Origin of the sequence: Streptomyces sp. NPDC046939 (genome assembly GCF_040644575.1) — a bacterium.
Classification (GTDB): Bacteria; Actinomycetota; Actinomycetes; order Streptomycetales; family Streptomycetaceae; genus Streptomyces.
The window spans coordinates 206,000-219,320 of the sequence record NZ_JBEYWV010000002.1 but is presented as its reverse complement, the minus strand read 5'-3'; the positions used below and the strand labels follow the sequence as shown (position 1 = coordinate 219,320).

General features: G+C 70.5%; 9 protein-coding genes. 5 read left to right on the top strand and 4 right to left on the bottom strand.

Features of this window, described 5'->3' with window-relative positions; genetic code table 11:
• Positions 1–223: 223 nt before the first annotated feature.
• Positions 224–2,296 carry a carbohydrate-binding module family 20 domain-containing protein gene (locus ABZ877_RS03265; RefSeq protein ID WP_361063466.1) on the top strand — a complete coding sequence of 691 codons (2,073 nt, stop codon included), beginning with the start codon at positions 224–226 and terminating at the stop codon, positions 2,294–2,296.
• Positions 2,297–2,359: 63 nt separating this feature from the next.
• On the opposite strand, the gene ABZ877_RS03260 is transcribed toward ABZ877_RS03265, so the two are convergent.
• From ABZ877_RS03260 to ABZ877_RS03245, 4 genes are all read right to left on the bottom strand, one after another.
• Positions 2,360–4,024, bottom strand: a complete 1,665-nt coding sequence (locus ABZ877_RS03260; RefSeq protein WP_361063463.1) for an alpha-amylase family glycosyl hydrolase — start codon at positions 4,022–4,024, stop codon at positions 2,360–2,362.
• Between the two features lie 71 nt (positions 4,025–4,095).
• A complete protein-coding gene (locus ABZ877_RS03255) occupies positions 4,096–5,016 on the bottom strand; it encodes a carbohydrate ABC transporter permease (protein WP_361063460.1) in 921 nt (306 codons plus the stop codon).
• Positions 5,017–5,035: 19 nt separating this feature from the next.
• Positions 5,036–6,028, bottom strand: coding sequence for a sugar ABC transporter permease (locus tag ABZ877_RS03250; RefSeq protein WP_361063457.1), 993 nt, complete (start codon positions 6,026–6,028; stop codon positions 5,036–5,038).
• A 95-nt stretch (positions 6,029–6,123) separates the two neighbouring features.
• Complete coding sequence (locus ABZ877_RS03245) at positions 6,124–7,398, bottom strand: extracellular solute-binding protein (protein ID WP_361063454.1); 1,275 nt, start codon at positions 7,396–7,398, stop codon at positions 6,124–6,126.
• A gap of 328 nt (positions 7,399–7,726) precedes the next feature.
• On the opposite strand from ABZ877_RS03245, the gene ABZ877_RS03240 reads away from it, so the two are divergent.
• The 4 genes from ABZ877_RS03240 to ABZ877_RS03225 all read left to right on the top strand — a co-directional run bounded on the left by ABZ877_RS03240 (position 7,727) and on the right by ABZ877_RS03225 (position 13,307).
• Entirely contained in the window at positions 7,727–8,812 is a 1,086-nt protein-coding gene (locus ABZ877_RS03240; RefSeq protein WP_361063451.1) for a LacI family DNA-binding transcriptional regulator, read from the top strand.
• A gap of 543 nt (positions 8,813–9,355) precedes the next feature.
• Entirely contained in the window at positions 9,356–10,552 is a 1,197-nt protein-coding gene (locus ABZ877_RS03235) for a hypothetical protein (protein ID WP_361063448.1), read from the top strand.
• Positions 10,549–12,759, top strand: coding sequence for a tetratricopeptide repeat protein (locus tag ABZ877_RS03230; RefSeq protein ID WP_361063445.1), 2,211 nt, complete (start codon positions 10,549–10,551; stop codon positions 12,757–12,759). The genes ABZ877_RS03235 and ABZ877_RS03230 overlap by 4 nt, the downstream gene beginning before the upstream one ends.
• Positions 12,756–13,307 (top strand): flavin reductase family protein, encoded by a 552-nt coding sequence (locus ABZ877_RS03225; RefSeq protein ID WP_361063442.1) that lies wholly within the window; start codon positions 12,756–12,758, stop codon positions 13,305–13,307. Before ABZ877_RS03230 ends, ABZ877_RS03225 begins: the two co-directional genes overlap by 4 nt.
• Positions 13,308–13,321: the final 14 nt, after the last annotated feature.

Genomic DNA, 13,321 nt, shown 5'->3' with positions numbered 1-13,321 from the left:
CCTCGCGGAGGCGGAAGCTGGGGCTCTTGCGGACATGTCCTTCGGGGGGTGGCTCCGGTCCGCCGCGCGACCGTATCGCTTGCAGGAACTTTGCTGCAAGAGTTCTGCAATGCATAGCAAGAACTTTCAACAGAGTTATTGACGCGGCCTTACGGGCTCCCTCACGCTCTCGGTGCGCCGCCCCCTCAGGGGCCGTCGCAGTCCCCACATGTAGGAGCCGCACATGCACCCGTCCCCCACCGCGCCTTCCCGCAGAAGGCACCGCACCGCCACCGCTCTCGCCGTCGCCGCGCTCGCGCTCGGCGGCGTCGTCACCCTGCCCGCGCAGACCGCGTCCGCCGCCGACACGGGCGTCAAGAACGGCGACGTCATAGCCAACCTGTGGTCGTGGAACTGGAAGTCGGTCGCCAAGGAGTGCACCGACGTCCTCGACCCGGCCGGATACGGCGCCGTGCAGGTCGCCCCGCCCGAGGAGTCCCTCAAGCAGACGAACTACTTCTGGTGGGACGTCTACCAGCCGTACTCGTACAAGCTGGACAGCCGCTTCGGCAGCGCGAGCGACTTCAAGAGCATGATCGACACCTGTCACGCCGCCGGCATCGAGGTCTACACCGACGCCGTCATCAACCACACGGCCGGGCAGACCGGCACCGGCTACGCGGGCACCACCCTCAGCGACAAGTACGACACCCCGGACTACGACCCGGCCGACAGCGACGACTGCAAGAAGACCATCGCCAACTGGTCCGACCAGTACGAGGTGCAGCACTGCGAGCTGCTCGGCATGCCCGACCTCGACACCTCCGAGTCCGCCGTCCGGCAGAAGATCGCCGGCTTCCTCAACAAGCAGATCGACCTCGGGGTCGACGGCTTCCGCGTGGACGCCGCCAAGCACATCGACACCGCCGACATGAAGGCCATCGTGGGCGCCCTGCACACCACGAAGGCGGGCGACGCCCCGTACATCACGCAGGAGGTGTACCCGGGCACCCCGCCCGCCCTCGGCGACTACTACGCCAACGGCGACGTCCTGGACTTCACGTACGCGGCCGCCATGAAGTCCCAGTTCGGCGGTGGCGACATCGCGAACCTGGCGTCGTTCGGCAGCAGTTGGGGCCTGGCGAACGAGGCGAACTCCAACACCTTCGTCACCAACCACGACACCGAGCGCAACGGCTACACGCTCAGCTACAAGGACGGCGCGACGGCGGTCCTCGCCAACGTCTTCCAGCTCGCGCGCGGCTACGGCCGCCCGTCCGTCTACGCCGCCTGGAACTTCTCCCAGAGCGACGAGGCGCCGCCCAACAACGGCGGCTTCGTCACCGACACGAACTGCTCCTCGGGCTGGTCCTGCCTGGACCGCGACACCGCCGTCTCCGGGATCATCGCCTGGCACAACGCGGTCGCGGGCGCCTCCGTCACCAACTGGCAGTCCCCCGCCTCGAACGTCATCGGCTTCGCGCGCGGCACCGGCGGCTTCGTCGCGCTCAACAACTCCTCGTCCGCCCACACCCACACGTACACGACCGGCCTCAAGGACGGCACGTACAAGAACGTGATCAACGGTGGCGCCACCTCCGTCACCGTCTCCGGCGGCAAGGCCACGCTCACCGTCCCGGCGAAGGGCGCGGTCGCGTTCTACGACGGCTCGTACATCTGCACCGTGAACTGCGGCGGTGGCAACGACGGCGGGAACGGCACCACCACCGTCACCGCCTCCTTCAACGCGTACGCGCCCACCACCTCCGGCACCGACGTCTACGTGGTCGGGTCCGCCCCGGCGCTCGGCTCCTGGAACACGGCGAACGCGGTGAAGCTCTCCGCCACCGGCTACCCCGTCTGGAAGAAGGACATCGCCGTCCCGGCCTCGTCCGCGATCGAGTACAAGTACCTGAAGAAGGACTCCGCCGGGAACGTCACCTGGGAGTCCAACGCCAACCGCAAGCTGACCACCGGCACGTCGTCGGCCACCGTCAACAACACCTGGAACGTCGCGGACGCGAGCGCCACCGACGTGCGGTTCGCGGTCAACGCCACGACCACGACCGGCACGAACGTCTACGTCGTCGGGTCGATCCCCTCGCTCGGCTCCTGGAACCCGGCCGACGCGATCCCGCTGTCGTCGGCCACGTACCCCTCCTGGGGCAGCACGGTGATCGTCCCGAAGAACACGTCCTTCACGTACAAGTACCTGAAGAAGGACGCCTCGGGGAACGTGACCTGGGAGTCCGGGGACAACCGGTCCTACACGACCGGCTCGGGCAGCGGCTACACCGCGAGCGACACCTGGAAGTGACCCACGTATGAGGAAGGGGGCCGGTGCGAGAACACCGGCCCCCTTGTCACGTGTGTCTCCGGATCAGACCGTCTCCCACCACACCGTCGTGTCGGCGGGCAGCTCGACCGTGCCGTTCTCGGGCGCCGGCACCGGGCCCGAGGCGAGCAGCGTCCGGCCGGGCGCGGGGACGCGGACCGGGGCGCCGGTCGTGTTGACCGTGCAGGCGAACCCGGGGCGCTCGAAGAAGAGGACGCCCGCGGGCACGTCGTCGCGCCAGGTCACGTCGGCTCCGGCGCCGAGGCCGGGCTGGGCGCGGCGCACGGCGAACGCCGAGCGGTACATCTCCAGCGTCGAGTCCGGGTCGCCGGTCTGCGCCTCGACGCTGAGCGGGCCCCAGGTGTCGGGCTGCGGGAGCCAGCTGCCGCCGCCACCGAAGCCGTACGAGGGTCCGTCCACCGTCCACGGGATCGGCACCCGGCAGCCGTCGCGGAAACCGTCCTGGCCCTGGGCGCGGAAGAACGACGGGTCCTGGCGCACCTCGTCGGGCAGGTCGGTGACGTCGGGCAGGCCCAGCTCCTCGCCCTGGTAGACGTAGGCGGAACCGGGCAGCGCCAGCATCAGCAGTGTGGCAGCGCGGGCGCGGCGCAGGCCGAGCTCGCGGTCGCCGGGGGTGCGGATCTGGGTGCCGCCGGGCGGGTTGGCGTAGCGGGTGGCGTGCCGGGTGACGTCGTGGTTGGACAGGACCCAGGTGGCCGGGGCGCCGACGGGGCGCATGGCGTCGAGGGAGCTGTCGATGATGGTGCGCAGCTCCTTGGCGTCCCAGGGGGCGCCGAGGTACTGGAAGTTGAACGCCTGGTGCAGCTCGTCGGGGCGCACGTAGTTGGCGGTGCGCTCGACGGTCGGGGTCCACGCCTCGGCGACGAAGACGCGCTCGCCGTCGTACTCGTCCAGGATGAGCCGCCACGAGCGGTAGATCTCGTGGACGCCGTCCTGGTCGAAGAAGGGCATGACGTCGTTGCCGAGCAGCTTGAGCTGGTCGTGGGCGCCGAGGTCGGGCAGGCCCTCGGCCTTGACGAGGCCGTGGGCGACGTCGATGCGGAAGCCGTCGACGCCCATGTCGAGCCAGAACCGCAGGATGGAGCGGAACTCGTCGGCTACGGCCGGGTGCTCCCAGTTGAAGTCGGGCTGCTCGGGCGCGAAGAGGTGCAGGTACCACTCGCCGTCGGGCAGCCGGGTCCAGGCGGGGCCGCCGAAGATGGACTCCCAGTCGTTGGGCGGCAGTTCGCCGTCCGGACCCTTGCCGGGGCGGAAGTGGTAGCGCTCGCGCAGCGGCGAGCCGGGGCCCTCGGCGACGGCCCGCTTGAACCATTCGTGCTGGTCGGAGGAGTGGTTGGGCACGAGGTCGACGATGATGCGCAGGCCCAGGGCGTGCGCGTCGCGGATGACCGCGTCGGCGTCGAGGAGGGTGCCGTACATGGGGTCGACGGCCCGGTAGTCGGCGACGTCGTAGCCGCCGTCGGCCTGCGGGGACGCGTAGAACGGGGAGAGCCACACGGCGTCGACGCCGAGGTCGCGCAGGTAGGGCAGGCGGCGGCGGACGCCTTCGAGGTCCCCGGTGCCGTCGCCGTCGCTGTCGGCGAAGCTGCGCGGGTAGACCTGGTAGATGACCGCGTCCCGCCACCAGTCGGTGGTCTCGCGGGTCGTGGTGGCGAACGCCGGGGACTCGTCGGTGGAGTGCTGAGTCATGGTGTCCTTGCTGCGTAAAGGAGCCGGCTGTGGGTCGGTGTGCGTATCGGGTCTGCGTGCGTATCGGGCCTTCAGCCCTTGGTCCCGCCCGCGGTGAGGCCGGTGACCAGGTGCTTCTGGACAAGGTAGAAGAAGGCGGTGACGGGGATGGCGATCAACACCGCGGTGGCGGCCATGAGGTTCCACTGGGCGTCGTGCTCGCTGATGAAGCTCTGCAGGCCGACCGCGAAGGTGTACTTGGCGTCGTCGAGCAGGAACGTCGAGGCGAACGCGACCTCGGCGAACGCGGTGATGAAGGCGTAGAACGCGGCGACCGCGATGCCGGGCTTGGCCAGCGGCAGGATCAGCCGCCAGAACGTGCCGAACGGCGAGAGGCCGTCGATGCGGCCCGCCTCGTCGATGTCGACCGGCACGGTGTCGAAGTAGCCCTTCATCAGCCAGGTGCAATACGGCACGATCGTCGTGCAGTTGACCAGGACGAGGCCCAGGTAGCTGTCGACGAGACCGAGTTCGGAGAAGATCTCGTACATCGGCACGATGAGGACGGCGATGGGGAACGCCTGCGTGAGCAGCAGGACCCACATCAGCGGCCGGTAGCCGGGGAAGCGCATCCGGGAGACGGCGTAGCCGGTCGTGGCGGCGAAGAGGACGCCGACGAGGGTGGTGCCGAGCGCGACGACCAGCGTCGACTTCGTCCAGTCGAGGAAGCCGGTGTGCTGGAGGACGTACGTGTAGTTGTCGAGGGTCGCCTTGGAGGCGATGCCGCCGGGGTGCAGGTAGTCGTCCTTGTCGGGGCCGGCCGACAGGTAGACCAGCCACACGATGGGGAACAGGGCGATGAGGCTCGCGACGGCGAGGACGCCGTGCGACAGGGCGGTCGCGAGCGGACCGCGCTCACCGCGCCGGCGCGCCCGGCGTGCGTTCGACGGGGCGGCCTTCGGCGCGGAGCGCTGCGCGGGGACCTCCGGCGCTGGGGTGGTCGTGGTGCTCATGGTGGTGGCTCCTGCGGCGTCAGACGGCGAGCTGCTCATTGCGCTTCAACCAGCGGTAGTAGAAGGAGGTGAAGACGGTCAGGATCGACAGGAGCAGCACGCCGTAGGCGGCGGACTGCGCGAAGTCCCGCGGCTGCTGGCCGAAGCCGAGGCGGTAAGCCCAGGTGACGAGGATCTGGGCGTCGGGCGCGGTGTTGCCGAACAGCAGGAAGATGATGGCGAACTGGTTGAACGTCCAGATCACGCCGAGCAGGACGACCGTCGAGGAGACCGAGCGCAGGCCCGGCAGGGTGATGTGGCGGAACTGCTGCCAGGCGCTGGCGCCGTCCATCTCGGCGGCCTCGTAGAGCGAGGCGTCGATGGACTGCAGGCCGCCGAGCAGGGAGATCATCATGAAGGGGACGCCGCACCAGGTGTTGACGAGGATCGCGGCGGCCTTCTGGAAGAAGGGGTCCTCCAGCCACTCGGGCTGGGGCAGGTGGAGCGAGCCGAGCGTGGCGTTGATGATGCCCGAGTCCGCGAGCATGATCCGCCAGGCGAAGACGGTGACGAAGGTGGGCACCGCCCACGGCAGGATCAGCATGAGCCGGTAGAAGGTGCGTCCGCGCATCTTCTGGTTGAGCAGGAGGGCGAGGCCGAGCCCGATGCCGTAGTGGAGGGCGACGCAGAGCGCCGTCCACACGATCGTCCAGATGAAGTGCGACCAGAAGCGGTCGTAGGAGGACGGGCCCCACAGGATGTCGGCGTAGTTGTCGAGGCCGATGAACTTGTAGGTGGCGTCGATGTGGTTGACGCCGATGGTGCGGGCGGAGTTGAGGCTGTTGGCGTCGGTGAGCGTCAGGTAGAAGCCCCGTACCAAGGGGTAGCCGACGAGAACGCCGAGGACGATCACCACCGGGGCGATCATGGCGTACGCGTACCAGTACTTGCGGTACGAGTCCTTCAGGCGCCGGATCGGTCCTGGGCGCGGCTCACGGCTCTGGGCAGCCGGTCGTTCGACGGCGATGGTCATGGCGGAGCACCTTCTGGTCAGGTCGACGCCGGCCCGCACCCTCCCCCCGCGGGGCGCGGACCGGCCGAACTACAAGGACGCGTACGTCCCTCGCGTCACTTGCTGAAGTCGGGCACGAGCTTGGTGAAGGAGGCCTCCAGGCTCTTGAGCCCCGCGTCCAGGGACTGCTTGCCGGTGGCGATCTTCGGCAGCTCCTGGTCCATCGGCGTCCACAGCGAGCTGTACTCGGGCAGCTCGGGACGCGGCTGGGCGGCGGAGAGCACCTTCTGGTAGCCGGCGATGCCCGGGTCGGCGGTGACCTTCGCGGTGTAGGCGTCCGCGCGCGTGGGCAGCGTGGAGTTCTTCAGGGCGATCTGCTCCTGCGTCTTCGCCGAGGTCATCCACTTGACGAACTTCAGCGACGCCTCCTGGTGGGCCTTGTCGGAGCCCGCGTAGACGGAGAGGTTGTGGCCGCCGGTCGGGGCGCCCGCCTTGCCGGTCGAACCGGCCGGGACGGTGGCGATGCCCAGGTTGTTCTTGTCCTTGAAGGCCGAGCCCTTGTAGAAGTTGGTGATCTCCCAGGGGCCCTGGATGATCGAGGCGACCTTGCCGTTGACGAAGGCGTCCTGGATGTGGGCGTAGGCGTCGGCGGTGGCGTCGGCCTTGTGCAGGCCCTTGCCGTCGAAGAGGCCCTGCCAGGCGGTGAGGCCCTTCTTGGCCTCGGCGGAGCCGATGGTGATCTTCTTGCCCTCGGCGTCGACGGTGTCGGTGCCCTCGCCGAGGAGGAACGGTTCGGCGTAGTAGCCGGCGGTGGAGGCCCAGTAGCCGTCGGCGCCGGTCTTCTCCTTGACCTTGGCGGCGTCGGCCTTCAGCTCGTCCCAGGTGGTGGGCGCCTTGGTGATGCCGGCCTTCTTGAAGAGGGCCTTGTTGTAGACGAAGGCGAGGGTGTCGGTGACCAGCGGCACGCCGTAGGTCTTGCCCTCGAACTGCGCCTGCTTGATCAGGCTCGCCTGGAACTTGTCCTGCTCGGCGAGGGCCTCGGTGCCGTCGAGCGGCAGCAGGTAGCTCTTCTTCGCGAACGCGGGCGTCCAGCCGACCTCGGCGCGCAGCACGTCCGGGGCGCCGCTCGCACCGGCGGCGGTGTCGAACTTGTTCTGCGCCTGGTCGAAGGGGACGTTGACGTACTTGACCTTGACGTCGGGGTTGGCCTTCTCGAAGTCCTTGACCAACGCCTTGTACGTGGGCGCCTCGTTGGTGGCGTTCGACGTGTCCCACCAGGTGATGGTGGTCGGTCCTGACGCCTTGCCGCCGTCGTCGTCGCTTCCGTTGCACGCCGTCGCCGCGAGCGCGAGGGATGCCACCACCGCGGTGGCCGCTATGCCACGCCGCATGAGATCTCCTTGAGGGTGAATGCCCGTGAGTGGGCGAGGAGTGGTCCCGTCCGCTCCTCCGACCCACTTGCCGGCCGCGCCGTCGCCGCCGCCGGGCGTCAGGAACGTAACAGCGCGGCAAGCCCGGCGAAAGACCTTGCAGCAAAAAATTGCAGCCAAGTTGGCGAGTTATCGCTTCGTGACCCACAAGGGTCCGGAGAAAGCGGGAAGTTCTGCCCGATAATCACCCGTTATGCCTCCTTGCAAGGGTCTGCAAGGTCTTGCCACATGGGGGTGACACGGGGATCATCAGGAGCCTTGCCAGCACGATGTCCCCCCAAGGAGTGCGATGACGCACCTGCCCGCGCAGGCGACCCGGCGACCGGTCCGTACCCCACCCGCGACCGCGCGCCTGGCCGACATCGCCGTGCAGGCGGGCGTCAGCGAGGCGACGGTCAGCCGGGTCCTGAACGGCAAGCCGGGCGTCGCGTCGACCACCCGGCAGTCCGTCCTCGCGGCGCTCGACGTGCTCGGCTACGAGCGGCCCGTGCGGCTGCGGCAGCGCAGCGAGGGGCTGGTCGGCCTGATCACCCCGGAGCTGGAGAACCCGATCTTCCCCGCGCTCGCGCAGACCATCGGGCAGGCGCTGACCCGCCAGGGCTACACCCCGGTCCTCGCCACCCAGACGCCCGGCGGCTCCACCGAGGACGAGCTGACGGAGATGCTCGTCGACCGGGGCGTCACCGGCATCATCTACGTCTCGGGGCTGCACGCCGACACGACGGCGGACATGCAGCGCTACGAGCAGTTGCGCGGCCAGGGCGTGCCGTTCGTCCTCGTCGACGGGTTCTCGCCCAAGGTGCAGGCCCCCTTCATCTCGCCGGACGACCGGGCCGCGATGCAGCTGGCCGTCACCCACCTCGCCGCCCTCGGCCACAGCCGGATCGGGCTCGCGCTCGGCCCGAAGCGGTTCGTGCCGGTGCAGCGGAAGATCGAGGGGTTCGTGCGCACGATGCGGGACCGGCTCGGCGTACACCCGGACGACACCGTGCGCGACCTCGTCCAGCACTCCCTCTACACCCTGGAGGGGGGCCAGGCCGCCGCGTCCGCCCTGATGGACCGCGGCTGTACGGCCGTCGTCTGCGCCAGCGACATGATGGCGCTCGGCGCGATCCGGGCCGCCCGGCAGCGCGGGCTCGAGGTCCCCGACGACATCTCCGTCGTCGGTTTCGACGACTCCCCGCTGATCGCGTTCACCGATCCGCCGCTGACCACGGTGCGCAAGCCCGTGCAGGCGATGGGCCAGGCCGCGGTCCGCGCGGTCCTGGAGGAGATCGGCGGCACCCCTGCCCCGCACACCGAGTTCGTGTTCATGCCCGAACTGGTGGTGCGGGGTTCCACCGCGTCGGGGCCCGGTGTCAACGGCAGACGCTGAGCTTCTCTGAACGGGGCGCCCCCCGTCTCCGTATGCTGCGGTGAGGGCCGGCCTTCACATCCCGAGGCCGGAGAAAACGGGGGCCCGTACGGGAGGCACGCATGGTGCGCAGAGCGCTCCGCTGAGGCGGGCGGTACGGCTGTTTCTTCAGCCGCGCCGTCCGCCTGATCATTTCTCACCTTTCTCAGGCAATCCCTGAATTCCTTTTTATCGAGCACGGAGTGCCGCTTCGCGCTGCCCGAAAATCACCCGGAAAACGCGCCCGCAATTTATTTCCGGACTATTTCGTTCCTGGTTGACAGGGCCGAATCGGCTCGCCAATCCTGGCTGCACCACCGCGATTCCGGAAATTCGCAGAACTCCAATGCCCGGGAAGGGGGGAAACGCCATGAAGAAGATTTCCGTCCGCAAGGCCGGTCCGATCCGTCTGACCACCGCCTGCTACTACCTCTGCGGCGACGCCGCGTAATCCGCTCCACCGCCGGTCGGGGCCGGGCCGCCTTCGGGGCCCGGCTCCGATCCCCGACCCGGGAGGTGCGCCGGATGGGCGCGACCGTATCCCTGCACCGGCTGACCATGGTCGCCGAGGACGACGGCGTGATGGTCGGCCGGCCCGACACCGGCAGCTACGCGGTCTTCCCCGAGGAGGGGGCGCAGGCGCTGCGCAGGCTCGCCGACGGGGAGTCGACCGAGGAGGTCACCGCCTGGTTCGAGCGCGCCTACGGATCGCCGCTCGACCTCGACGACTTCCTGGAGACCCTCGCCGACCTGGGGTTCCTCCGCACGGACGACACCGAAGGCGGCCCCGACGAGGAGCCGCGGGTGCGCTGGCAGCGGCTCGGGCGGGCGGTGTTCTCCTGGCCCGCGTTCCTCGCGTACGGCGTGCTCGTGGGGGTCACGGTGGCCGCCATGGTGCACGACCCGGGGCTGCGGCCCACGTACCACCACGTGTTCTTCACCCACTACGTGTCGCTGATCCCGATCGTCGTCTTCGCCGTCGCCATTCCCTGCATCGTCGTCCACGAGGGATTCCACGCGCTCGCCGGGCGCCGCCTCGGACTCCCCTCCACGCTCGGGCTCGGGCGAAGGCTCTACTACCTCGTCGCCGAGACCCGGCTCGATTCGCTGCTCAGCGTGGAGCGCAAGAAACGCTATCTGCCGTTCTGCGCGGGCATGATCGCCGACATTCTGCTGTTGTGCGGACTCACCCTTCTCTCCGCCGCTCTCGACGGACTCGGCTTTCCGGCGTGGATCCACAAACTCTGCCTCGCCGTCGCCTTCACCTGTGTCCTGCGCCTCATCTGGCAATTCCTGTTCTATCTGGAGACCGACATCTATTACGTGCTGACCACCGCGACCGGGTGCACGGATCTGCAGAACGCGACGCGGTTCAGGCTGCGCACCGGACTGCGCAAACTCGCGCGCCGGAAGCCGCCCGTCCCCGACACCGAGTGGTCGCCGCGCGACCACGCCGTGGCGCGCTGGTACGCACCACTGCTCGTCACCGGGTACGGGTTCTCGCTGGCCTCGCTCCTGTGGGCGGGGCTGCCGACCGCGCTGCACTTCTGGTCGACCGTCACCGGCCGGCTGAGCGGCGGGGACACCCCGTTCTGGGACCTGGTCGACGCCGCCGGCTTCCTCGCCCTGTCCGGACTGCAGATCGGGCTGCTCGTCCACGTCACCCTGCGGGACCGGCGCGCCCGGTCCCGGACCACCGCACCACAAGGAGCCCTGACATGACCGCAACTCCCACGACCCCGCTGTCCACCCGGCACTGGTGGCTCGACGCCGGCGCCGAGGCCACGGACGGTGAGCCGCCGCCCAGGGCCCGGCTCCAGGTGCGCTGCCACCGCCGGTTGCGGGGGCCCTTCACCGCCGCGCACTTCCTGCTGCACCAGGCCGTGCCCCAACTGGTCGAACGCGACACGGAGTTGGTGGCCTCCGCCCGGGCCCTGGAGATCGAGTCGATCGCGCCCGAGCTGATGGCGATCGTGCCGACGCCGCCGCAGACCCTCACCAACCTCGCCTCCGCCACCGAGCGCACCCGCTTCTATCCGGCGACCCGCGCCCTGCGCATCGCCCACGGCGTCGCCGAACTCCTCATGGACTGGGCCCGCTCCGCCCACCCCGGCGGCCTCACCCTCGCCTTCCGCGGCCTGGACGACGCCGACCCCACCGACCGCGATCTCGTCGCCGTACTGCTGCGGCGCTGCGACCCGGCCGTGCTCACCGTGGTCGTGGACGGCGCGGGGGCCGCCTCCGACCTGCTGGGCAAGGCCCTGGCCGCGTACGCGCACCGGGCGCCCCGGCTCCCCGTCGTCGATGCCGCGCTGCTGCCCGACACCGACCTCGCCCAGCTCTACATCGACTCCGACGGCACCAGCGAGGACCCCCGGCTGCTGCGCGCCTACGACGCGCTGCCCGCCGACGAGCGCGCCCGCCGCCACACCGCACGCGCCGCGCTCCTCGCCGCCCGCGACGAACCGACCCTGCGGCTCGCCGCGATCCCCTACCACCTGGAGCACGGCACCGACCCGGCGGGCGCGGGCGTCGAGGCGATCGTCGAGGCCGTCACCACCTGCTTCAACAAGGGGTTCTACGAGGCCGTCATCAACCTCGCGCTGCGCGGCCGGGCCCTGCTCGACGAGGCCGCGCCGACCCGTACGTACTGGAACCTGACGCACAAGATCGGCGCGTGCCTGTGCTACCTGGGCCGCGGCCACGACGCGTTCCCCTACTTCGAGGAGATGCGGCGCGGCTCCACCTCGCCCGACGTCCACATGGGCACCGCCTACCTCATGGCGATGCTCTACACGCGGTTCCTGCCCAAGGAGGACCACGACGAGGACCGCGCCCTGGCCTGGGTCAACACCGCCATCTCGATCGCGGACGTCCACCCGGACCCGCACAAGCGCGTCCTGGTGCGGGCGTTCATGCGCAACGCGCGCGCCCTGGTCGAGCTGCACCGCGGCGACGTCGACGGATCGCTCGCCCTGGTCGACGAGGCGATGGCGATCACCGACGCCGACTTCGGCCCGCACGAGCAGCTCCTGCACCGCTCCGTCCTGCTCTACAACCGGGCCCAGGTGCGCGGCGCCCGCCGCGACCACCAGGCGTCCCTCGCCGACTACGACGAGGTGATCCGCCGCGACCCGGACTACGGGGACTACTACTTCGAGCGGGCCGCCCAGCACCGGGCCCTCGGCGACCACCGCTCCGCGCTCGCGGACTACGCGGCGGCGATCCGGCTGACCCCGCCCTTCTACGAGGCGCACTTCAACCGGGCCGACCTGCTGCGCGAACTCGGCGACGACGCGGGCGCGCTGCGCGACCTCGACATCGCCCTCGACCTCGAACCGGACCACGTGGACTCCCTGGTGCACCGCTCCGACCTGCACCTGGCCCGGGGTGACCTCGACAAGGCCGCCGCCGACATCGGCCACGGTCTGTCCCTGGCCCCCGCCAACGCCCAACTCCTCGCCGCGCAGGGCGCCCTGCTCGCCGAGACCGGCGACGCCGACGCCGCGTACGACAGCTACTCGGCGGCGCTGCGGGCCGACGCGCTGTGCGTCGCGGCGTGGGCCAACCGCGCGGTGCTCGCCTTCGAGGCGGGCCGCGCCGACTCCGCCGTCAAGGACCTGGACGCGGCGCTCGCGCTCACCGACGACGCCGAGCTGCGGGCCAACCGGGCCGTGGCGCTCCAGGCGCTCGGCGAGCACCGGCGGGCCGTCGCCGACCTGGACGCCGCCCTGGCGGAGACCGGCGGCGGTGCCGACCCGGAGCTGCTGTACCTGCGCGGGGTCAGCCGCTTCGCCCTCGGCGACGAGAGCGGGGGCCGCGCGGACTGGGCGGCGCACAGCGCGGCGTACGCCACGGCGGACGCCTCCCCGCACGCCGAGGAGGTCCGGGCGCGCTTCGGGGCCGTTCCGCGCGAGGGGGCGGCGTGAGCCGGACCGATGGATCCCGGCGGCTCCAGCCGGTACCGGCCGCGGGCCCCGTCGAGCCGGCCGGGGCGGACCTCGTGCGGTCCGTCCTGCGCCGGCACGCCAAGGGCGTCGCCGTGGTGACCGTCGGCGGGGAGCCGCCGACCGGGTTCTGCGTGACGTCGCTGGCCTCGCTCTCCCTGGACCCGCCGCTCTTGTCGTTCACGGTCGGCCTGCGCTCGGCGTCGTGGACCGCCGTGCGGGGCGCGACCTGGGTGATGGTGCAGCTCCTCGCCGAGGGCCAGGAGGAGGTGGCGCGGACCTTCGCGGGCCCGCGCCAGGGCCGGTTCGGCGCGGACACGTCCTGGCACCGGGACCCGCTGGGCCTGCCCGCGCTCGACGGCGTCCTCGCCCGGTTCGTCCTGACGCCGGTCAGCTTCCGGCCGGTCGGCGACCACGCGCTCGTCATCGGGCTCGTGGTGCGCGCGGCCCGGGTCGCGGAGGCGACGGGCCCGCTGGTCCACCACGACGGCGACTTCGTCGGCCTCGACCGGGCATCCGGTCCGCGCTGAGCGGCACCTACGGG